The sequence below is a fragment of the Nitratireductor sp. GISD-1A_MAKvit genome (genome assembly GCF_040819555.1).
In the GTDB taxonomy this organism is placed as follows: Bacteria; Pseudomonadota; Alphaproteobacteria; order Rhizobiales; family Rhizobiaceae; genus Nitratireductor.
On the sequence record NZ_CP161920.1, the window covers coordinates 3,515,278 to 3,535,985 of the forward strand.

At 61.9% G+C, this 20,708-nt stretch carries 14 protein-coding genes and 3 pseudogenes; 4 read left to right on the top strand and 13 right to left on the bottom strand.

All coding sequences use genetic code 11. The annotated features are described in order from the left end of the window. Positions 1 to 37 precede the first annotated feature (37 nt). The 3 genes and pseudogenes from AB2N04_RS18200 (at position 38) to AB2N04_RS18210 (ending at position 3,532) form a co-directional block, all read left to right on the top strand. A complete protein-coding gene (locus tag AB2N04_RS18200) occupies positions 38 to 892 on the top strand; it encodes a MurR/RpiR family transcriptional regulator (protein WP_367716078.1) in 855 nt (284 codons plus the stop codon). Beyond that, positions 882 to 2,195: a glutamine synthetase family protein gene (locus AB2N04_RS18205; RefSeq protein ID WP_367716079.1), complete on the top strand. Its 1,314-nt coding sequence runs from the start codon at positions 882 to 884 to the stop codon at positions 2,193 to 2,195. The genes AB2N04_RS18200 and AB2N04_RS18205 overlap by 11 nt, the downstream gene beginning before the upstream one ends. Before the next feature lie 19 nt (positions 2,196 to 2,214). Beyond that, positions 2,215 to 3,532 (top strand): annotated as a pseudogene (locus tag AB2N04_RS18210) (aspartate aminotransferase family protein). 5 nt (positions 3,533 to 3,537) lie between these two features. On the opposite strand, the gene AB2N04_RS18215 reads toward AB2N04_RS18210, so the two are convergent. From AB2N04_RS18215 to AB2N04_RS18250, 8 genes and pseudogenes are all read right to left on the bottom strand, one after another. After that, on the bottom strand, positions 3,538 to 4,365 hold the full coding sequence (locus tag AB2N04_RS18215; RefSeq protein ID WP_367716080.1) for an inositol monophosphatase family protein: 828 nt from the start codon (positions 4,363 to 4,365) through the stop codon (positions 3,538 to 3,540). After that, the gene (locus tag AB2N04_RS18220; RefSeq protein ID WP_367716081.1) at positions 4,362 to 5,426 is read right to left on the bottom strand and encodes an ABC transporter ATP-binding protein; all 1,065 of its coding nucleotides are present in this window, start codon (positions 5,424 to 5,426) and stop codon (positions 4,362 to 4,364) included. Before AB2N04_RS18220 ends, AB2N04_RS18215 begins: the two co-directional genes overlap by 4 nt. Next, positions 5,423 to 7,654: an ABC transporter permease gene (locus tag AB2N04_RS18225; protein ID WP_367718853.1), complete on the bottom strand. Its 2,232-nt coding sequence runs from the start codon at positions 7,652 to 7,654 to the stop codon at positions 5,423 to 5,425. Before AB2N04_RS18225 ends, AB2N04_RS18220 begins: the two co-directional genes overlap by 4 nt. A gap of 73 nt (positions 7,655 to 7,727) precedes the next feature. Next, on the bottom strand, positions 7,728 to 8,756 hold the full coding sequence (locus AB2N04_RS18230; protein WP_367716082.1) for an ABC transporter substrate-binding protein: 1,029 nt from the start codon (positions 8,754 to 8,756) through the stop codon (positions 7,728 to 7,730). A 150-nt stretch (positions 8,757 to 8,906) separates the two neighbouring features. Further along, a complete protein-coding gene (locus AB2N04_RS18235; protein ID WP_367716083.1) occupies positions 8,907 to 9,665 on the bottom strand; it encodes an ABC transporter ATP-binding protein in 759 nt (252 codons plus the stop codon). Then, positions 9,662 to 10,559 (bottom strand): annotated as a pseudogene (locus tag AB2N04_RS18240) (iron chelate uptake ABC transporter family permease subunit). The gene AB2N04_RS18235 and the pseudogene AB2N04_RS18240 overlap by 4 nt, the downstream one beginning before the upstream one ends. A gap of 64 nt (positions 10,560 to 10,623) precedes the next feature. Continuing rightward, on the bottom strand, positions 10,624 to 11,607 hold the full coding sequence (locus AB2N04_RS18245) for an ABC transporter permease (protein WP_367716084.1): 984 nt from the start codon (positions 11,605 to 11,607) through the stop codon (positions 10,624 to 10,626). Between the two features lie 25 nt (positions 11,608 to 11,632). After that, positions 11,633 to 12,571: a siderophore ABC transporter substrate-binding protein gene (locus AB2N04_RS18250; protein ID WP_367716085.1), complete on the bottom strand. Its 939-nt coding sequence runs from the start codon at positions 12,569 to 12,571 to the stop codon at positions 11,633 to 11,635. 169 nt (positions 12,572 to 12,740) lie between these two features. Between AB2N04_RS18250 and AB2N04_RS18255 the strand changes: the two genes are divergently transcribed. Next, positions 12,741 to 13,076, top strand: a complete 336-nt coding sequence (locus AB2N04_RS18255) for a DUF2218 domain-containing protein (RefSeq protein WP_367716086.1) — start codon at positions 12,741 to 12,743, stop codon at positions 13,074 to 13,076. A 16-nt stretch (positions 13,077 to 13,092) separates the two neighbouring features. On the opposite strand, the gene AB2N04_RS18260 is transcribed toward AB2N04_RS18255, so the two are convergent. The 5 genes and pseudogenes from AB2N04_RS18260 to AB2N04_RS18280 form a co-directional block, all read right to left on the bottom strand. Then, a complete protein-coding gene (locus tag AB2N04_RS18260) occupies positions 13,093 to 16,236 on the bottom strand; it encodes an efflux RND transporter permease subunit (RefSeq protein WP_367716087.1) in 3,144 nt (1,047 codons plus the stop codon). Between the two features lie 12 nt (positions 16,237 to 16,248). Further along, positions 16,249 to 17,340, bottom strand: coding sequence for an efflux RND transporter periplasmic adaptor subunit (locus tag AB2N04_RS18265; protein ID WP_367716088.1), 1,092 nt, complete (start codon positions 17,338 to 17,340; stop codon positions 16,249 to 16,251). Positions 17,341 to 17,431: 91 nt separating this feature from the next. Continuing rightward, a complete protein-coding gene (locus AB2N04_RS18270) occupies positions 17,432 to 18,046 on the bottom strand; it encodes a TetR family transcriptional regulator (protein ID WP_367716089.1) in 615 nt (204 codons plus the stop codon). Positions 18,047 to 18,128: 82 nt separating this feature from the next. Then, positions 18,129 to 19,728 (bottom strand): annotated as a pseudogene (locus tag AB2N04_RS18275) (GMC family oxidoreductase). Between the two features lie 5 nt (positions 19,729 to 19,733). Further along, the gene (locus AB2N04_RS18280) at positions 19,734 to 20,708 is read right to left on the bottom strand and encodes a branched-chain amino acid ABC transporter permease (RefSeq protein WP_367716090.1); all 975 of its coding nucleotides are present in this window, start codon (positions 20,706 to 20,708) and stop codon (positions 19,734 to 19,736) included.

Consider the following 20,708-nt stretch of genomic DNA (forward strand, 5'->3'; position numbering starts at 1 on the left):
TTTTCAAAATCGTCTGTTTCGGAGGGAGGGGAATTCAATGCAAGTCAGACAAAGGCTGGAGAACCTGTCGAGCGAGCTCACGGCGACCGAACGGAAGCTGTGCACCGCGCTTTTGCTCGACTATCCCTATGCGGGTCTGGACACGATCCAGGACCTCGCCGCGAAGACCGGCACCTCTTCGCCATCCATTTCGCGCTTCGTCACCAAGCTCGGTTTTCAGGGCTATCAGGATTTCCAGCGTCATCTGATCGACGAAATCCGCCAGTCGAACCGCTCCCCGCTCGACCTCCATGTGGGCGACCGGGCGATCCAGGGCGATTATCTGGAGGATTTCGTTGCCCGCGCCGTCAATCTCATTTCGGCCTCGGCAACCGCCATCACCAGCGCCCAGTTCGAGCGGGTGTGCGATCTTCTGGGCGATGAAAAGCGCAACGTATATCTGATCGGCGGTCGCATCAGCGATGCCATCGCGCTCTATGTTTCACGTCATCTGCGCCAGGTGCGCAGCGGTGTGTTCCACCTGCCGGCCGACCCGGAAATCTGGCCCGAATACATGCTGCGCATGCGCTCGAAAGACGTGCTTTTCATCGTCGATTACCGCCGATACCAGCGCAATCTGGCCGAGCTTGCCCGGCGCACAAAAGCGCAGAGCGGCGTGCAGATCGTTGTTTTGACCGACAAGTGGATGTCGCCCGCCGCCAACCACGCCAACGAGGTCTTCGCCACCCCCATCGAAAGCGGCACCGTCTGGGACAGCTATTCGGGCGCCATGGTGCTGATGGAGGCGATGCTCACCCGCATTGCCGAAGCAAACTGGGACAAAACCCGCAAACGCATCGAAGCCTGGGACTCGCTCCGCTTCGATCATGGAGCACGCGACGATGATCAGTAATCCCTTGATGTTTGCCGCCACCTCGGATTTTTCCGGCGTGACGCGCGGCAAGGCCTTTCCGTTGAAGGAACTGGAAAAGCGCTTCCGTCAGGGCGTTGGCTGGACGCCCACCAATGTGCAGATCACCTGTTTCGACACGATTGCCGAAAGCCCGTTCGGCTCCTTTGGCGATTTGATCCTCGTGCCGGATGCAGACACCGCCGTCACGCTCGATCTCGAAGATGGCGGCCCGGTCGAGCGCTTCGTGCTCGGCGACATCCTCCATCTCGACGGCGATCCGTGGAGCTGCTGCACCCGCTCCATCCTGAAGTCGGCACTGAAGCGGCTCGAGGATGTCTCCGGCCTGCGCCTTGTCGCCGCCTTCGAGCACGAGTTTCAGTCCCGCAATCCCGCGCAGGGGCCGGGCGAGGCCTTCGGCCTTGCCAGCTTCGGCAAGCACCGTGCCTTCGGCGAAACGGTCATGGCCGCGCTGGAAGTGGCCGGCGTCAAGCCGGACACATTCCTCAAAGAATATGGCGCCGACCAGTTCGAGGTCACCAACGGGCCCGATCTCGGCGTTACTGCCGCGGACACCGCCGTCAAGGTGCGTGCGGTCACCAAGCTTGTCGGCGAGCGCATGGGCGAGCCTGTCACCTTCGTGCCGATCCGCGACCCCGCCGGCGTGGGCAATGGCGTCCATGTCCATATGAGCTTCGTCGATGAAAATGGCGCACCCGCGACCTACGATCCCGACGCCCCATGGGGCATGGCTGAAACAACCGGCTCCTTCATCGCCGGCATTCTCAAATATATGGACAGCATCGTTGCGCTCACCGCGCCGTCCGCCATCTCCTACACACGCCTCACGCCGCACCGCTGGAGCGCGGCCTTCAACAATCTGGGCTATCACGACCGCGAGGCCGCCGTGCGCATCTGTCCGGTGACGAGCGCCAGTGCAGAAAGTGCGGCAAAACAGTATAATTTCGAGTATCGGGCAGCCGATGCAACAGCCTCGCCCTATCTCGTTCTGGCAGCGCTCGCCCATGCCGGCGCGCAGGGCATCGAGGAGGGGCTCGCAGCACCTCAGGTGACGGAAGAAGACCTCTCCGAACTGCCGGCGACAAAACTCGCCGAGCGTGGCCTCGTGCGCTTGCCGCAATCGCTCGGTGAAGCGCTGGATCGCCTCGAACGAAACCCGCGCGTGGCCGAATGGATCGGCGGGGAAGCGCTCGACGTCTACCTGAAACACAAGCGCGGCGAGCTTGCCCAGACCGCCGATCTCAGCGAGGCGGAACGCTGCGCACGTTACGAAGCCGTCTATTGATCAACCGCGGGGGAGCAGCATGACCGGCCTCTATGAACGCGAAAGCCGCAGCGTTTCCACGCTCGCACATCTGCGCTTTTTCCCGCAGGCGGTAACGGGCGGTAAGGGATCGATGCTGCGCGGCGATGACGGGCGCGACCTACTCGATTTCGCCGCCTCCTGGGGAGCGGCCAGCCTCGGTCACGGGCACCCTGCCCTCGCCGAGGCCGTCAATCGCGCGCTGACAACCCAAGCGGGTGCAAGCTACCTTTCCACGGCCAACGAGCCCAGCGTGCGCCTTGCCGAAAAGCTGCTTTCGCTGGTGCCGGAGCGCGCCGCAGGCCGCGTCTGGTTCGGCCATTCGGGCTCGGACGCGAACGAAACCGTCGCCCGCGCAGTGGTGGCGGCAACCGGGCGCCCGCGCATCATCTCCTTCAAGGGCGCCTATCACGGCGGCACGGTCGGGTCAGTGGCGATTTCCGGCCACCCCGCACAGGGTGGCATCGACAAGGGCCTCCGGCCTCAGCCTCGTCCCCTATCCCGATTCCTATGCCTCAGGCAGCCCGGAAGCCGCATCGAAGGCAGCGCTCGCTCATATCGAACAACTCTTCGCCACCGCCGTCTCACCGGAAGAAGTTGCGGCCTTCTTCATCGAGCCGATCCAGTCGGATGGCGGAATGCTGGTGCCGCCGCCCGGCTATTTCAGGGAGATCGAGAGGCTCTGCCGCAGATATGGCATTCTGCTCGTCTGCGACGAGGTGAAGGTTGGGCTCGCGCGCACCGGACGCCTCCACGCCTTCGAGCATAGCGGCATCGAGCCCGACATCGTCGTGTTCGGCAAGGGGCTTGGCGGCGGGCTGCCCATATCGGCGGTTGTCGGTCCCGAAAGCATCATGAACCACGCCTCGACCTTTTCCTTCCAGACCCTGCACGGCAATCCGGTCTGCGCGTCTGCGGGGCTCGCCGTGCTGGAAACAATCGAGCGCGAAGATCTGATCACCCACGCCGCAAGAGTGGGTGAGACGATGCTTTCCGCTCTGCGTGATCTCGGGGAGAAACACCCTCTCATCGGAAATGTGCGCGGCCACGGGCTTGCCATCGGCGTCGAGCTGGTGAGCGACCGCGATGCCCGCACGCCTGCCATCGAGCAGACGGCACTCACCGTCTACCGCGCCTTTCAGCTCGGCCTCGTCATCTACTATGTGGGCCTTAATTCCAACGTGCTGGAATTCACCCCGCCGCTGATCATGAGCGAGAGCGAAGCCCTGCGGGGGATTGCCATTCTCGATCAGGCTTTGAGCGACGTGGAAGCCGGCAGGGTGGACCCGCAATTGCTGGAGCGTTTTGCCGGCTGGTAATCAGATCAGCTCTGCGCGATGGCCGAAATCTGCTCCAGTTCGGCATAGCTGGCCCCGGTGGCCGCAAGCACACGCGCCGGTGCATCAAAGCCATTTTGCGGGAACGGCAGAACCGTGCCGCCTGCCTCGCTGACAAGGCAGTAACCGGCCATGCAGTCCCAGGCATTCATGCTTGGCTCCGCATAGCCAACAAGCCGCCCCGCCGCCACATAGGCGAGCATCAGCGCACCGGAACCGTTGCGCACAAAGGTGCCACCAATCTCGAAGAGCCTTTCGACGATGCGCGCGGCATCGGCGGGCGCGACGCGGTCATTGGAACCCAGGCCCACCACGCCGTTGCGCAGATTAAGCTGGTCCGCGACACGGATCGGCTTTCCGTTCAACGTTGCTCCGCCACCACGACGCGCACTGTAGCACTCGTCAAAGCATGGCGCCACGATAACGCCGAGCACCGGCTCGCCATCAATCGCGGCACCCACGGAAACGCACCAGTTGGGTATGCCATTCAGGAAAGGGCTTGTGCCATCGATCGGATCGATCACCCAGGTCAGGCCGCTTGTGCCTTCAGTCAGCCCGTATTCCTCGCCAAGCACGCCATCTGTGGAAAAGCGCGTCGCAATTTCGGCGCGGATCAGCTCTTCGACCTTCTTGTCTGCCTCGGAAACCAGATCCTGCGGGTTGCGCTTGGTCTCGATAACCAGTTCATCGCGCCGTGTGAAATAGTCGAGGGCGGCAGCCCCCGCGGCCTTTGCCATGGTCTCGGCGAAATCCAGCCGTTCGGCAAGGTCGGTATCGGAAAGGGACACGCGGTTCTCCTGGATGGTCGTTGTCATGCGGTTATCAAGGCTATGCCGCGATCGCGAAAGCCGATGGAAACCTCGGTCGCGGGCGGCAATGGGTCGGTCGTCGCATTGTCGACGACGAAGATCGTTCCGGATGCGAGTTCCACCTCATATTCGACATGGTCGCCAAGATAGGCAGAACTCTGGATCCGGCCGGGCAGGCTGGCATCCCCGCCCGCCTCGAGGCGAATGGCGTTCGCGCGCACGGCCAGTTTTGCCGGGCCGGGGCGTGCCGCCTTCCGTGTCGGCATCGTGTGCTTCAAGCCTCCCACCTGAACCGTCGCGCGGCCCTCGGCAATGTCCAGCACCTCGCAGGCAAGCACATTGGCCTCACCCATGAAATCGGCGATGAACTCGGACGCCGGTTCCTCGTAGAGTTCGCGCGGCGGCCCTTCCTGCGCAATCAGGCCGCTCTCCATCACCACGATCCTGTCGGAAACGGCCAGCGCCTCTTCCTGATCATGCGTCACATAGACGGCGGTGAACCCAAGCCGCTGCTGCAACTCGCGAATTTCGGTGCGAACACGCCGGCGAAGCCTGGCGTCGAGATTGGACAGGGGCTCATCGAGCAGGAGCACCTGCGGCTCCAGCACCAGCGCGCGCGCAACGGCAACGCGCTGCTGCTGCCCGCCCGACAGCTCGGCCGGCAGGCGTGCGCCAAACCCTTCGAGACCGACGAGCGCAAGGCCCGCATGCGCGTTCTCCCGTGCCTCGGCCTTGGACTGGCCTCCCGCCTCCAGCCCATAGGCCACATTGTCAAGCACGCTCATATGCGGAAACAGCGCATAGGACTGAAACACCATGGCCACATCGCGCTCATTGGCCGGCAGACGCGTCACATCGTGACCGCCGATTTCGATCGTGCCCGCGCTCGGTGCTTCCAGCCCTGCCAGCATGCGCAGCGTTGTCGTTTTTCCGCAGCCCGAGGGCCCGAGCAGGGTTACCAGCGTGCCCGGTTCGATCTCCAGATCGAGATCGTGGATTGCGGTGAACGAGCCGAAAGTCTTGCGCACATTGCGAAAACGGACGGAACCGCGTTGCGAATTGCTCATGCCTTTGCCTCCAGAGTGGGATGGGCGCGCTTCTTCGCGGCCGGGCGACTGACTGCGTTCTCCCGCCTCAGCCGGCGCTCGCCGACAAGAAGCTGGAATCCGCCTATCACGGTGATCATGACAAGGATGAGAACCGAGGAATAAGCGATGGCGATGCCGTATTCGCCATTCTCCACCAGCCCGACGATATAGGCCGTTGCCATGTTGTACTTGGCGCTCACCAGGAAGATGACCGCACTGATCGAGGTGATGGCGCGCACGAAGGAGTAGACCAGTGCGGCCATGATCGCCGGGCGAAGCAGCGGCAGGATCACCCGGCGGATCGTGCGCGGGCTCCCTGCACCCAGCGTGATCGAGGCTTCGTCCAGGCTCTTGTCGAGCTGGCTCATCGCCGCCACGCCACCGCGCACGCCCACAGGCATGTTGCGGAACACGAAGCAGGCAATCAGGATCAGCGCCGTACCTGTCATTTCGATGGGTGGCAGGTTGAACGCCATGATGTAGCTGATGCCGATGACCGTTCCGGGAATGGCAAAGCTCATCATGAGTGCGAACTCGAAGGCGTTCCGGCCAAAGAAATTCTGCCGCACGATGAGATAGGCCGTCAGCAGCCCCACCGCGGCTGTCAGGGGCGCGGCAATCAGCGCGATTTCCATCGTGGTCCAGAAGCTGTCCCATGCCACACCGGTCCAGGCCAGCGCGCCTTCGCGCCATTCAATGGAAAAGCCGCGTGCATAGTGCTCCAGCGTCAGCGTGTGATCGAGCCCCCAGGTGGTGACGAAACCGCCGAAGATGATCATGCCGTAGACCGCCAGCGTGAAGATGATCCACGGCACCACGACCGCGTAAAGAAGTGCGGCGAGCGGTCCCGGCAAGGCGGCGTGTTTGCCCGAATCTCCCTTGCCCGTCACCGTTGCGAAATTGCGGCCGGCGAGCCAGACCCGCTGCAGGAGGAAGGCGGAAAGCGTGAATGTCAGGAGAACGATCGCCAGAACCGCAGCACGCGACGGATCGGTCTGCGCGCCAACCACGGCAAAGAATATCTCGGTCGACAGAACCCCGTGGCTTCCGCCCAGTACGAGCGGGTTGCCGAAATCCGCCATGCTTTCGATGAAGCCGATCAGGAAGGCGTTGGCGAGCCCCGGCGCCATCAGCGGCAGAGAGACTTTTCGGAAGGTGCGCCAGCGCCCTGCCCGCAAGGTCTGCGAGGCCTCTTCCATGGAGGGGCTTACACCCTCCACCACACCGATGAGAACGAGAAAGGAAATGGGGGTGAAGGAAAGCACCTGCGCGATCCAGATGCCGGTCAGGCCATAAAGCCAGCGGCCAAGCTCGATGCCCGTCAGCGCTTCGATCCATCCGGTCACGAGCCCCGAGCGTCCAAGCATCATGGTCAGCGCGAGGCCGATCACGAAGGGCGGCGTGATGATGGGCAGAACCGTGAGAAGCCTGAGACCCTTCTTTGCCGGAAAGCCCGTGCGGGTTGCCACCAGCGCGAAGGCGAGGCCAAGCGCCGTTGAGGCGCTTGCCGTCATCACGGCCAGAAAGAGCGTGCGCCAGGCCACGCCGCAGCGCGCTCCGCCGACAACGCAGTCGAGGCTCCAGATCGCCGGATCCTGCATGTTGCGGATGAAGCCGTCCGGATTGAAGGACCCGTCAAAGTCCTGAAAGGACCCGGCAAACATCGAGATGATCGGATAGAAAACGAACACGCCAACAAGCGCGATCAGCAGGATGATGGAGCCAACCGTGAAGGCGTCGCCCTTCATCGCGCCGCGTTCGGCAAATCCATAGGCAAGCAGCCCGAGAAACCCGAGAGAAAGAACCACCGCACCCGCGCCAAAGGCCGGCTGCCCGGGGTCAAGCGGTCCGAAAAGCGCGTCGCCAATGCCCCAGGCCCAGCCCCAATAGGTGATCGCGAGACCCTGAAGGATCATGAAGCCGATCCCGACACCACCCACCAGCGCGAGCCGCGCCCCGCGCGCAATCCCGGCAGGCATGGCAAACCGTATTGCAATCGCTGTCGCGAAAAGGGCAAAGGCGATCAAAAGCCAGAAACGGCCGAGAAAGAGCTGCAGAAGCCCCGGATAGAGATCCGGTTCGCCGGCCATCTCTCCGATCCACTGGAAGCCGAAGAAACCGCCTTCGACCCGGTACCATGGCAGGAGACAAATAGCGGCAAGGCCGAGCCCGAACATCACGTCGAGCCGCCGGTTTTCGCGCGTCATCATGTGCGGTCCTGTATGTTGGAAGCGCCCCGGGTTTCACCCCCCGATGAAACCCGGGGCCTGCGAACGCGGATCAGTTGGCGATGGCGCCGATCTCGCGGTCCCAGCGCTCAAGCAGCGCCTTTCGCTTTTCCGAGCTGCCATAGGTGACGAAGTCGTAGTCGATCAGCTTCACCTCATCGAGGCTCGGCGCCTCTTCGGGAACCTCGGCAGATGCATTGGACGGAAGCTGGAACGATTTCGCGTCCTTCAGAAGCGACTGCACGTCCGGCTTCAGCACCCAGTCATACCAGGTCTTGGCTTCCTCGACGTTGCGGGCGCGCTCGACAATCGACATCGAACCGATCTCGTATCCCGTCCCTTCGCAGGGAGCGACAACGCCGATCGGGAAGCCCTCGACAGCCTGCGAAACCGCATCATGCATGAAGACGATGCCGATCCCGGTCTCACCACGCGCCGCGGCCTTCACCGGAGCGGAGCCCGACTTGGTGTATTGCGAAACGTTGTCGTTCATCTTCTTGAGGAATTCGAACGCCTCGTCTTCGCCCATGAGCTGCACCAGCGTGGCCAGAGCGGTGTAAGCCGTGCCCGAAGAGTTCGGGTTCGCCACCTGGATTTCGCCCTTCAGCCCCGGGTTCAGAAGATCAGCCCAGCATTTCGGTGGCTCGACGCCCTTCCGTTCGAGAACTTCCTTGTTGTAGCCCCAGCCGAGCGCGCCGGAGTAAACGCCGACCGTCTTGTGGTCCGCACTTTCGGCCTGCTTCACCGCCCAGGGCAGAAGCTCGTCCAGCATCGGAGACTTGTAGGACATGGTCAGCCCGTCAGCCGCGGCCTGAAGATGCGGATCGCCGGTGCCTCCCCACCAGATATCCGTCTTCGGATTGCGCGCCTCGGCCCGGATTTTCGCATAGGCCTCACCGGACGAAAGCCGCACCATCGATACATCGATGTCGTGCTGGGCCTCGAACGTTTCGACCAGAAGCTCACAGATCACGACATCCGCAGAACAGATGAGATTGAGCTCGTCAGCCTTGACCGCCGCCTGCGACGCCAGAACGCTGCCGGCTGCAAGCGCGGCAGTGGCAAGATAGTGTTTCCTCATTGAACCCTCCCTTGGTGCTTGTCGACGTTCTTCTGCACACAGGCTCAATGTTCATCCGGCTTTCGCGCGGTGTCAATGGATATGTCATAAATATTTCACGAGAATTTGCGTTTTGAAACGTATGTTCTATTTTTCAGCCACGCGGGCGTGTCAGAGATAGTGCAGCCCCAGCCGGTGCCCGTCGACCTCTCGCACCCTCACCACCGTGTCGTAAATATCGTTGAGCATCGCCTCCTGCATCAGGTCGTCCGCCCCGCCCTGAAGCATCACGCGCCCGTCGCGCATCGCCACCACATGGTCGGCATAGATGGAGGCAAAATTGATGTCATGGATCACCACGGTAATGGATTTTTCCAGCTCGTCCGCTGTTCGCCGCAAAAGCTTCATCATCGCCGCCGCGTGCTTCATGTCGAGGCTGTTGAGCGGTTCGTCGAGCAGCACATATTTCGTGTCCTGCGCCAGCACCATGGCGACAAAGGCGCGCTGGCGCTGCCCGCCCGACAATTCATCCAGAAACCGGTCTCGCAGCTCATTGAGCCCGAGATAGGCGATCGCCTCGTCGATATGCCGCTTGTCCTCCACCGTTGGACGGCCTCCCGAATGCGGAAACCGACCGAAGGCGACAAGCTCGCTCACCGTCAGCCGCATGCCGACCTGATTGTTCTGCTTGAGGATTGCCAGCCGCTTGGCGAGCACGGCACCCGGTGTTTCCTGCACGTCGAGCCCATCCACCAGAACCCGCCCCGATGTCGGCGCAATCAGCCGGGCGATCATTGAAAGAAGCGTCGATTTGCCGGCTCCATTCGGGCCGACAATCGCGGTGATGCCGCTCTCCGGCAGGACAAGGCTGACATCGTCGACCACCGTCGCCTCGTCAAAACACTTGGTGAGATTGTGGATTTCGATCATCGTTTCAAATTCCGATAAAGCAGCAGCATGAAGGCAATGCCGCCGGTAAACTCGATTATGACGCTCAGCGCCGTGTCGAAACCGAACACGCGCTCCATCACGGTCTGGCCACCCACCAGCGCGATGATGGCGATCAGCGTTGCCGCCGGCAGCGTGTATTTGTGCCGGTCCGTGCCCACCGCCTGATAGGCAAGGCTTGCCACCAGAAGCCCGAAAAAGGTGACCGGCCCCCACCAGCGCGGTCGAGACGGAAACCAGCACAGCGATCACCGCAAACAGCATCATCACCACACGCTGGTAATCGATGCCCAGATTGATCGCCGCATCGCGGCCCAGCATCAGCACGTCGAGCTTTGCCAGCAGCCGGTGGCTCACCCAGGCGGTCACCAGCACGATCACCGCGGAGACCGCCAGCAAATGCGTATCGATCGTGTTGAAGCTGGCGAAAAGCATGTCCTGAAGCGCGATGAACTCGTTGGGGTCGAGAATGCGCTGCATCATGTGCGAGAGGCTGCGGAAGAACACGCCGAACACGAGACCCGCCAGCACCACCAGATGCAGGCTGCGCCGGCTGGAAAGGAACAGCCAGTAAAAGAGCGCCATGGACATGCCCACCATGAGCACCATCTCAAGAACGAAGCGCAGACGGATGTCGACATTGGCGAGATCGCGTGTCCCGAGAACAAAGACAAGTGCCGTCTGGAGCGCCACGTAAAGCGAATCGAACCCCATCACGGCCGGTGTCAGAATCCGGTTCTGGGTGATCGTCTGAAACAGAATGGTCGCCGTCGCCACCGCATAGGCAACCAGAATGAGACCCAGAAGCTTTCCACCGCGAAACGGCAGCACGAAGTCCCAGTTGCCTTTGGCCCCAATGGTCATGAAGGCCATCATTGCCGCGATTGCAGCCAGTCCGAGACCAGCAAGCGCAAGGCGAGGCCTTTGCCGTGAAGAAGTTTTAGCCAAAGCGCGCCCGCCGACGAAGGAGAAGGAACAGGAAGACACCGGAGCCAAGAACACCCGCAACGGTGCCAACCGGGATTTCATAGGGAAACCGCACCACACGACCGATGATGTCGCAGGCCAGCAGAAACCCCGCGCCGGAAACGGCGACCCATGGCAAAGCGCGGCGCAGATTGTCGCCCACCGCCAGGCTCACGAGATTGGCAACGATAAGCCCCAGAAACGGCACCGTTCCCGCCGTCACCACCGCGGCGGCCGAAACCATCGAAACGATGACCAGACCGAAAGCGACAATGCGCCCGTAATTCAGGCCGAGATTGCGTGTGAAGCTTTCGCCCAGTCCTGCCACGGTGAACCGGTCCGCGGCCAGATAGGACAGGACTGCGAGCCCCCCGGCAATGAAAAGCAGTTCATAACGCCCGCGCAGCACACCGGAGAAATCACCGTTGGTCCACGTGGCCAGCGACTGAAGCAGATCGTAACGATAGGCAAAAAAGGTCGTGACCGCGCTGATGACGCCGCCAAACATCAGCCCCAGAAGCGGCACGACAAGACTGGAACCGGCGGGAATTTTCGCGACCAGGCGCAGGAACAGAAAGGTGGTTCCCAGCGCGAAGCCCGAGGCCACCGCCATCTTGTAGAAGATGGGCAGGCCCGGCGCCAACAGTGCCACCACAAGCAGGCCAAGACTGGCGGCCTCAACCGTGCCGGTGGTCGTGGGCTCCACGAAGCGGTTGCGAAAAAGCATCTGCATGATGAGTGCTGCAACGCCCATCGACATGCCCGAAAGCACCAGCGCCACCGTGCGGGGTATACGGCTGATCAGAAGCAACTGAATGGCCTGCGAACTGCCATCGCCGCTTATGAGGTCCCCCAGCGGCATGTCCGCAACACCGATCAGCAGACTTATGACCGCCAGAACGAGAACGACCACCACCGCCAGCACCAGGCCGGCGACGGGGCGTGCTCGAACGGACATGCTGGCAACGGCTTGCATGGTCCTGTCAGTCGGCTGCGCTCAGTGCCTTGGTGATCGCATCGACTTCCGCCTGGAGGGCAGTCATGCCGCCGCCAACGAGATACCAGCGAACAGCGTCGGCATAGTAGACATTGCCTTCCCTGGCCGCCGTGGTCGCGGCCACGAGTTCGTTGTCGAGTGTCTGCTTTGCCGACTGGCCGTCATTGCCGACCGCCGAATCGCGGTCGACGACGAACAGCCAGTCCGGGTTTGTCTTGAGGATGAATTCAAACGAAACGGCTTCGCCGTGCGTGGCCGCCTCGACATCTGCAACGGCAGGCGCAATACCCAGATCGTCATGCAGCCAGCCGAACCGCGAGCCGGGGCCATAAGCCGAAACCTTGCCGCCATTGGTAAGGATGATAAGTCCCTTCCCGGCATCACCTGCAGCTTCCCGCAGCGCGGCAACCGACGTGTCGAGCCTGTCTGTCAGCGCCTTGGCAGCATCTTCCTTGTCGAAAATCATACCCAGTTTACGTGCATTCTCCTGGGCACCTTTCAGGAAATTGTCAGGCTTGATCGTCAGATCGATGGTCGGCGCGATCTTTGACAGCGCCTCGTATTGCGGGGCCGACCGACCTGCCACGATGATCAGATCCGGGCTCACCGCGTTCACCGTCTCAAAATCCGGTTCGAAGAGCGATCCGATCTTTGCGTAGTCGTCGCCCTCATATTTGGACAGGTAATCGGGGATCAGTGCGCTCGGTACGCCCGCCACCTCGACGCCCAGCGCATCGAGCGTATCCAGCGCGGCGAGATCGAATGTCAGCACCGTCTTTGGCGTATCCGGCAAAACGGTTTCGCCCTGCGCATGCTGAACGGCAATCTCACCGGCATTTGCATAGCCCGGAAGAAAGGCCGCAAGCGCGATGGCGGAAGCCAGGAAGTGCCCGGCAAGTGACGGTAAGTTTGCGATCATCGACATGCTCCAAATGTCCGAAAGGATGAAGGAAGAAGCCTGCCGAGCCATGTTCTGGCCGGCCGACAACGCCCTTGTCAGCATGTCGGTTAGCAAATATGATCAATGCAATCAACTTATCTGTATCAACAAGCGATCACACAGTTTCGGCAACGTTTTCCCGGAGACCTTTCCCATGCTGCAATCCAGAGCCATCGTGACCACGGAAAACGCTTCCAAATATCTGCAGCAGCTTTGCAAGCACTTTGCTCACAAGGTAAGCGTCGACTTCGACACCTCCCGGGGCAAGGTCGATTTCCCGTTCGGCGACTGCATCATGCGTGCAGACGAAGCGGCCCTCACCATCGAGTGCAGCGCCAAAACGGATGAAGAACTTGCCCGCGCCCAGAACGTGATCGACGATCATCTGACGCGCTTCGCGTGGCGCGAAAAGCCGGAAATCTCCTGGCAGGGCCTGAGCGGCAGGACAGACTTGATAGAAAACCGAAAGGCGGCGGAACGCGAGCATTGAATTCCGCCGCCTTTCGTCACTCGGCTGCCTGAGGCAGCGCGAGTTGTTCATTGTCCTGAAGTGACGCTCCGACATCGAAATTCTGCTCCTCCCCCGGCCGCCTGACCCGGTAGAAAGCGGCATAGAGCGCTGGCACGAACAGGATCGTCAGCACGGTCGCGACGGTCAGACCGCCCATGATGGCGAAGGCCATCGGCCCCCAGAACACATTGCCCGAGAGCGGCACCATCGCCAGAATGGCGGCCAGTGCCGTCAGAACCACGGGTCGCGTCCGGCGCACCGTGGCTTCGATGATCGCCGTCCATTCGGGCAAACCGCCTTCCAGATCGGCCTTGATCTGATCCACCAGAATCACCGTGTTGCGCATGATCATGCCGGCAAGCGCGATAAGACCGAGCAGCGCCACGAAGCCGAAGGGCTGGTTGAAGATCAACAGCCCGAACGCCGCACCGATGAGACCGAGCGGCGCGGTGGCAAAGACGAGTGCGAGCCGCGAAAAGCTCTGCAACTGGATCATCAGGATGGTGAGCATCGCCAGCACCATCACCGGGAATACCTCGAACAGGGCTGCGTTGGCCTTGGCGCTTTCCTCGATCGCGCCACCCATTTCGATGCGATAGCCCACTGGAAGGTTTTCCATCAGCGGCTTCAAGGTCGGCCATATCTGCGAGGAAACATCAGGCGGCTGCACCCCGGCAGGCACATCGGCGCGCACCGTGATCATCATGTCACGGTTCTGCCGCCACAGGATCGGCTCTTCATGGCCATAGACCACTTTCGCAACCTGTGAGAGCGGCACCGGAGCGCCACCGCGCGTTGCAATCGTCAGGTCGCCGAGATGCTCGATGTCGAGCCGTTCGCTCTCCACCGCGCGCGCCACCACATCCACCTGCTCGATGCCATCACGAACCGAGGTCACTGTCAGGCCCGAAAGCAGGGTCTGCAGAGTGCGGCCAATCTCCTGCGGCGTCAGGCCAAGCGCCCGTGCGCGATCCTGGTCGACTTCGAGTCGGATGGATTTCGCCTGTTCGTTCCAGTCGAGGTTCGGGTCGAGCGCACTGGGGTTCTGCGCCATCACGTCGCGCACCTCATAGGCAATGCGGCGCACCTCCAGCGGGTCTGGACCGATGACACGGAACTGCACGGGGAAACCCACGGGCGGACCGAACACGAGCTCCGTAACACGCACCCGCGCTTCAGGCAGACCGCCATCGTCGATATAGGTCTGGAGCCGTCCCTTGACCCTGTCGCGGGCCGCTGCATCCTCCGTGTACATCACGATGATCGCATAATTCGGCTTCGGAAGTTCCGGATTGGAAGCGAGGAACCAGCGTGGTGCGCCGGCGCCCGTGTAGGTGGAGTAGGTCAACACTTCCTCGTCAGCCGCAATCACCTCTTCCATGACACGGGCAGAGGCTTCGGTGGCCTTGATCGGCGCGCCTTCCGGCAGGCGGATTTCCACCATCAGTTCGGGGCGTGGCGAGGTCGGGAAGAACTGCTGCTGAACGAAGCCGAAAGACCAGATCGAGACAACGAAAAGTCCTATCACCGCCGCGATGACCACCCAGCGCCACGAAACGCACCAGTCGACGATCCGGCGAAGCCCATTGTAGAGGCGCGTGTCATAGATATCGTGGTGCTGCCCACCCTCGGCCACGGCTGCGCCATGTTTGTGAAAATCGGGCAAGAGCTTGACACCGATATAGGGCGTGAAGATCACCGCCACGAACCACGACGCCACCAGCGCAATGCCGACAACCCAAAAAATGCCGCCGGCATATTCGCCCGCCGTCGATTGCGCAAAGCCGACCGGCAGAAAGCCCGCCGCCGTCACCAGCGTTCCCGTCAGCATGGGAAAGGCCGTCGACGTCCAGGCAAAGGTTGCCGCCTTCAGCCGATCATAGCCCTGCTCCATCTTCACCACCATCATCTCGACGGCAATGATCGCATCGTCCACCATCAGCCCGAGCGCGATGATGAGCGCGCCGAGCGTGATGCGCTCAAGGCTCATGCCCAGAATGTCGAGCACGATCATGACGATGGCGAGCACCAGCGGCACCGCCAGCGCCACAACGATGCCCGTGCGCCAGCCAAGCGAAAGGAAGCTCACCGCCAGCACCACGGCCAGCGCTTCCAGGAACACCTTGATGAACTCGCCGACCGAATCCTGCACCACTTCCGGCTGGTTGGCGATCATGTCGAGTTCCAGACCGACCGGAAGATCGGCCTTGACCCCGTCCATTGCCTGTTCGAGATTATCGCCGAGCGTGAGAATGTTCGCGCCCTCGGCCATGACCACGCCGATGGCGAGTGCCTGCTGCCCCTTATGGCGCGCGGTAAAGCTCGGCGGGTCTTCATAGCCGCGCCGCACATCTGCGATATCGCCAAGACGGAAGACGGTGCCGTTCACCGCAACCGGCACCGAGGCGACAGCCTCCACACCCTTCAGCGCACCTTCCACACGCAGGAACACCCGGTCGGACGCCGTCTCGATCTCGCCCGAAGGCGTCACCGCATTCTGTGCGGCGATGGAATTGAAGATCACCTGCGGGTCGATGCCCAGAGTGGCAAGCTTGGAATGGGAAAACTCGACATAGATCCGCTCGTCCTGATCGCCGTAGAAGCGAACCTTCTCCACATCCGGCACACGCAGAAGCCGCTGGCGGATGCCTTCGGCCGCGTCCTTCAGATCGCGCATCGTCGCGCCATCGCCGGTCAGCATGTAGAGCGCGCTGTCCACATCGCCGAACTCGTCATTGAAGAACGGGCCGATCACGCCCTGCGGCAGGGAGGCGCGGATGTCGCCGACGCGCTTGCGGATCTGGTACCAGAGCTCTTCCACCTCCCCCGGCGGTGTCGTGTCCTCAAGCTGCACCTGCATGAAGGTGGAGCCGGGTTTGGAATAGGTGCGCACCTTGTCGAAATACGGCACTTCCTGCAGCGTCTTCTCGATCGGGTCGGCGACCTGCCGCTGCACTTCCTCGGCCGTTGCGCCTGGCCAGATGGCATTCACCACCATCACCTTGATGGTAAAACTCGGATCCTCCGCGCGACCGAGCCGCGCATAGGAATAGGCCCCGCCCAGCGAGAGAACGATGATCAGAAACAGGACAAGTGTCTGGTGGGTAACGGCCCACTGCGAAAGATTGAAACGCTGCATGTTGGCCCCCGGTCAGTCGGCGCTGGCGGACTGGATTTCGGCAAGCCTGACACGCTCGCCTTCCTGCAGTTTCTGAACACCGAGCGTGACGATCTTCTCGCCATCCTCGAGCCCCTCTGCAATGATCGCATTGCGCGACTGATAGGCCTCGACGACGACCGGCCGGCGTTTGAGTTCGTTCGAGGGGGGATCGACTACGAACACGACCGGACCCCGGCCATCGTCGAGAACCGCCGTCATCGGTATGCGAGCGACCGGTGACGGATCTCCTTTGGTGAGTGAAACGGTTGCCGTCATGCCAAGCCGGACGCTCTCGTCCGCCTCCGGCACGGAGAAGCGCACGGGATAGGTCCGGCTGGTGCCGTTGGCTTCCGGCGCGATCTCGCGCACCTTTGCGGCATAAACGCCGCTTCCGGCCCACAGCGACACTTGCGCGCTGGAACCTTCCAGATCGGCGAGCCGGCTTTCGGGGATCGATACCTCGACCTCCTTCTCATCGAGACGCGCCACGCTCACCACCATCTGACCGGGCGAAACGACCTGCCCTGTCTCCACGCCCACGGCGCTCACCACGCCGTCGGCGGAGGCCGTCAGTTCGGCATAGCCCATCTGGTTTTCGGCGAGGGCGACAGCGCGTTCGGCCTGCTCGAAGCGCGAGCGCGTTTCGTCAACCGCCAGCGCCTGTGCATCGAGCGCGGCTTGGGTCACATGCCCGCGCTTGAAGAGTTTGCGCGCTCGTTCCAGATCGGTTTCAGCCTTTGCGAGACTTGCGCGCGCTGCCGTGAGGGCCGCCCGCTGCTGCTCAAGCTGCAGGTTGAGATCGACCGGATCGAGCCGCGCCAGAACCTCTCCGGCCTTGACACCATCTCCCACATCGACATGCCGTTCAGCCACCTTGCCGCCGACACGAAACGCCTCGGCCACTTCCGTGCGCGGCACGATGGTGCCCGTGTAGGTGCGTGTTTCGGCGAGCGGAGAAAGCCGCACCGTCGCCACCCGCACGACCGGGTCAGGGCGCTCGGCCACTTCTTCGTCCTGACAGGCCGCGAGTGCAAGCGCCATGGCGCCCAGAAGCATGATCCGTTTCATCGTCGCAAGCGGCATGGGCCCGTCCTTGTAAACATTGTTAACTGATGATTCTCAATATTCGTCATTTTTCAGGCGCGCGAAATGGCCACCACGCCCCCGCAGAAGCCTATTCGCGCTTGCCCAGTGCCTTCAGGATAAAACGCAGCTGCTCGCGCAGCCCTTCCTCGGTGTCTTCGTCGTGTTGTATGCAATGTTCGATCAGAAGCGGATGAAAGAACGGCACAAAGGCCGTCTTCACGCAGCGCGCCGCCTCTGCAGGGTCATCGGTATGAAAATCACCTGCGTCAACACCCTCGCGGATGATCCCCTCGACAATCGTTGTCACGCGCTCGATATGCGCCTTGATGATCGACCAGTTCTCCTGCATCGCAGCGGCAACCATGTCATGGGCGCGCTTTTCTTTGATCAGGGTCGCCTTATGATGTTCATGGATCGCCGTCAGAAGACGGGTCAGTTTCTCCGGCGCGGGCGCGTTGCTCCGCGCGATCGAGAAGGCGATCTCCGCCACCTCTTCAACGATCCGCCCGCAAATGCACTCGTTGATCGCTCCCTTGGAAGGGAAGAAGCGGTAAATATTGGCTGGACTCATCCCCAGCTCCGCCGCAATATCCGCAACGGAAGTCTTCTGGTATCCGATGCTGCGGAAAAAGCCCTCCGCGACTTCGAGAATGCGGCAGCGGGTTTCTTCCGGATCGGTGCGTGTGCGTGTAGCCTGTTTCATCATTTAATTCCTGACGATTTTCAATAATCGTCAGTCCTTACCGAGTCAACAGACAATCGCTCCGTCACAGAGCAGCCCTCGCCTATCGCGCATCCTCAAGGATCATCGACGCCGCCTTTTCCGCAATCATCAGCGTTGGCGAGTTCGTGTTTCCCGATGTGATGGCAGGCATCACAGACGCATCGGCAATCCGCAAGCCTTTCAGACCACGCATTCGAAGCCGTGGATCGACCACCGCCTCCTCGTCCCCGCCCATCCGGCAGGTGCCAACGGGATGGAAGATCGTGGTGCCGATCTGGCCCGCCGCCTCCACCAGCTCTTCCTCGCTCTGGTGATCCGCACCCGGCTTGAACTCTTCGGGCCGATAGCGCTGCAGCGCCGGCTGCGCAACAATACGGCGCGTCAAACGGATCGCATCGACAGCCACCTGCCGGTCGCTCTCGGTCGCAAGATAGTTGGGCCGGATGGCCGGCTGCGTGTGAAAATCCTTCGAGGTGAGATGCACCGAGCCACGGCTGTCTGGCCGCAGGTTGCACACGCTCGCCGTGAACGCCGGGAAGGGATGAACCGGCTCTCCAAACCTGTCCAGCGAGAGCGGCTGCACATGATATTGCAGATTGGCCGTTTCGCGCGTTTCATCGGAACGTGTGAAAAGGCCAAGCTGGCTCGGGGCCATCGACATCGGCCCCCGATCGTTTCAGAAGATACTCCAGAGCAATCGCCGCCTTGCCAGTCAGCCGGCTCGCCTGCTCATTGAGCGTGCGAATGCCCGAAACCTTGTAGGCGCAGCGCAATTGCAGATGGTCCTGCAGGTTTTCGCCCACCGAGTTTCGCTCGAATACCACGGGGATGCCCGCCGCCTGCAACACGTCCCCACGCCCGATGCCCGATAATTCGAGAATATGCGGCGAGCCTATCGCGCCCGCCGATAAAACGACCTCTGCCCGGCAATGCGCCTCGCGCGCTGCCCCGTTCTGCTCATAGGCAACACCCGTTACACGCCCCTGTTCAACAATGAGCCTGCGCACATGCGCGCCCGTCTCAACCCGTAAATTCTGCCTGTGCCGCACCGGCTTCAGAAAGGCTTTTGAAGCATTCCAGCGTATGCCGCCGCGCTGGTTCACGCGAAAATAGGAAGAGCCCTCATTGTCACCGCGATTGAAATCGTCGACCTTCGGGATGCCAAGCGCTTCTGCCGCATCCTGAAACGCATCCAGAATGTCCCAGCGAACCCGCGCCTCTTCCACGCGCCACTCGCCGCCGGCCCCATGCATATCATCGGCGCCCCGGTAATAATCTTCGGGCTTCTTGAAGAAGGGTAAGACGTCGTCCCAGGCCCAGCCCGTGCAGCCCATCTGCCGCCAGCGATCGTAATCGCGCGCCTGCCCGCGCATGTAGATCATGCCGTTGATGGAGGAACAGCCACCCAGCACCTTGCCGCGCGGATAGGCAAGCGAGCGCCCCCCCAGCCCGGCCTCGCTTTCGGTGGTAAAGCACCAGTCGGTGCGCGGGTTGGAGATGCAGTAGAGATAACCGACCGGAATATGCACCCAGGCATAATTGTCCCGTCCTCCCGCCTCCAGAAGCAGCACCGAGACCTTCGGGTCGGCGGACAGGCGGTTGGCCAGAAGGCAACCCGCCGTCCCCGCGCCGACGACAATATAGTCGAATGTCTCTGTCATGGCGGTCAGCGCGCATCGTCCTCCCCGCGCGAAAACCGCGCGAGGATTTCACCCACAATGCCGCGACGGAACAGAAGCACGCAGATCATGAAGATCGCGCCCGTGATCACCGTCACCGGAAATTCCGACGTCGCCAGATAGTTCTGCAGCGTCACCACCAGACCGGCACCGACAATCGGCCCCAGCATCGTGCCGATGCCGCCCAGAAGCGTCATCAGGATCACCTCACCCGACATCTGCCAGGTCACATCCGTCAGCGTTGCAAACTGGAACACCAGCGCCTTCATCGCGCCGGCCAGCCCAGCCAGCGTTGCCGACATCACGAACGCGGCAAGCTTGTAGCGGGCCACGCTGTAGCCGAGCGACGTTGCGCGGTTTTCATTCTCGCGGATCGATTTCAGGATCATGCCGAAGGGCGAATGCACGATGCGCCAGACGGCAAAGACGCCGATCAGGAAACCGCCCAGCACGAAGAAATACATGTTGAGCGGCACGCTCAAATCGATGAAGCCGAAGAGGTGCCCGCGCGGCACGCCCTGAATGCCGTCCTCACCCTTGGTGAAGGGCGCCTGCACGCAGAAGAAATAGAACATCTGCGCCAGCGCGAGCGTGATCATGGCAAAATAGATGCCCTGCCGGCGGATGGCGAAAAAGCCGATGATCAGCCCCAGCACCGCCGCGCCGAACACACCGAGAAGCACGCCGAATTCCGGCGTCCAGCCCCACTCCTTCACCGCATGAGCGGTAAAATAGGCTGCGCCGCCGAAGAACGCCGCATGACCGAAGGAAAGCAGACCCGTATAGCCGAGCAGAAGGTTGAACGCTGCGGCAAAGAGCGCAAAGCACAGCATCTTCATCAGGAAGACGGGGTAGAGGAAGAAGGGTGCTGCGATCAGCGCCGCAATCCCCAGCGCCACAAGCAGCCATTCGGTGCGGGCGCGCGTCTGCCGGTCGATGCCGGTGGTTGTCATGTCCGCCAT

Excerpts from the sequence above, each read along its gene's own strand:
- AB2N04_RS18245 (WP_367716084.1), bottom strand. The coding sequence starts at position 11,607 with ATGTCCGTTCGAGCACGCCCCGTCGCCGGCCTGGTGCTGGCGGTGGTG.
- AB2N04_RS18280 (WP_367716090.1), bottom strand. The coding sequence starts at position 20,708 with ATGGCGGACATGACAACCACCGGCATCGACCGGCAGACGCGCGCCCGC.
- AB2N04_RS18220 (WP_367716081.1), bottom strand. The coding sequence starts at position 5,426 with ATGAGCAATTCGCAACGCGGTTCCGTCCGTTTTCGCAATGTGCGCAAG.
- AB2N04_RS18260 (WP_367716087.1), bottom strand. The coding sequence starts at position 16,236 with ATGCAGCGTTTCAATCTTTCGCAGTGGGCCGTTACCCACCAGACACTT.
- AB2N04_RS18215 (WP_367716080.1), bottom strand. The coding sequence starts at position 4,365 with ATGACAACGACCATCCAGGAGAACCGCGTGTCCCTTTCCGATACCGAC.
- AB2N04_RS18205 (WP_367716079.1), top strand. The coding sequence starts at position 882 with ATGATCAGTAATCCCTTGATGTTTGCCGCCACCTCGGATTTTTCCGGC.
- AB2N04_RS18255 (WP_367716086.1), top strand. The coding sequence starts at position 12,741 with ATGCTGCAATCCAGAGCCATCGTGACCACGGAAAACGCTTCCAAATAT.
- AB2N04_RS18270 (WP_367716089.1), bottom strand. The coding sequence starts at position 18,046 with ATGAAACAGGCTACACGCACACGCACCGATCCGGAAGAAACCCGCTGC.
- AB2N04_RS18200 (WP_367716078.1), top strand. The coding sequence starts at position 38 with ATGCAAGTCAGACAAAGGCTGGAGAACCTGTCGAGCGAGCTCACGGCG.
- AB2N04_RS18225 (WP_367718853.1), bottom strand. The coding sequence starts at position 7,654 with ATGACGCGCGAAAACCGGCGGCTCGACGTGATGTTCGGGCTCGGCCTT.
- AB2N04_RS18250 (WP_367716085.1), bottom strand. The coding sequence starts at position 12,571 with ATGTCGATGATCGCAAACTTACCGTCACTTGCCGGGCACTTCCTGGCT.
- AB2N04_RS18230 (WP_367716082.1), bottom strand. The coding sequence starts at position 8,756 with ATGAGGAAACACTATCTTGCCACTGCCGCGCTTGCAGCCGGCAGCGTT.
- AB2N04_RS18265 (WP_367716088.1), bottom strand. The coding sequence starts at position 17,340 with ATGCCGCTTGCGACGATGAAACGGATCATGCTTCTGGGCGCCATGGCG.
- AB2N04_RS18235 (WP_367716083.1), bottom strand. The coding sequence starts at position 9,665 with ATGATCGAAATCCACAATCTCACCAAGTGTTTTGACGAGGCGACGGTG.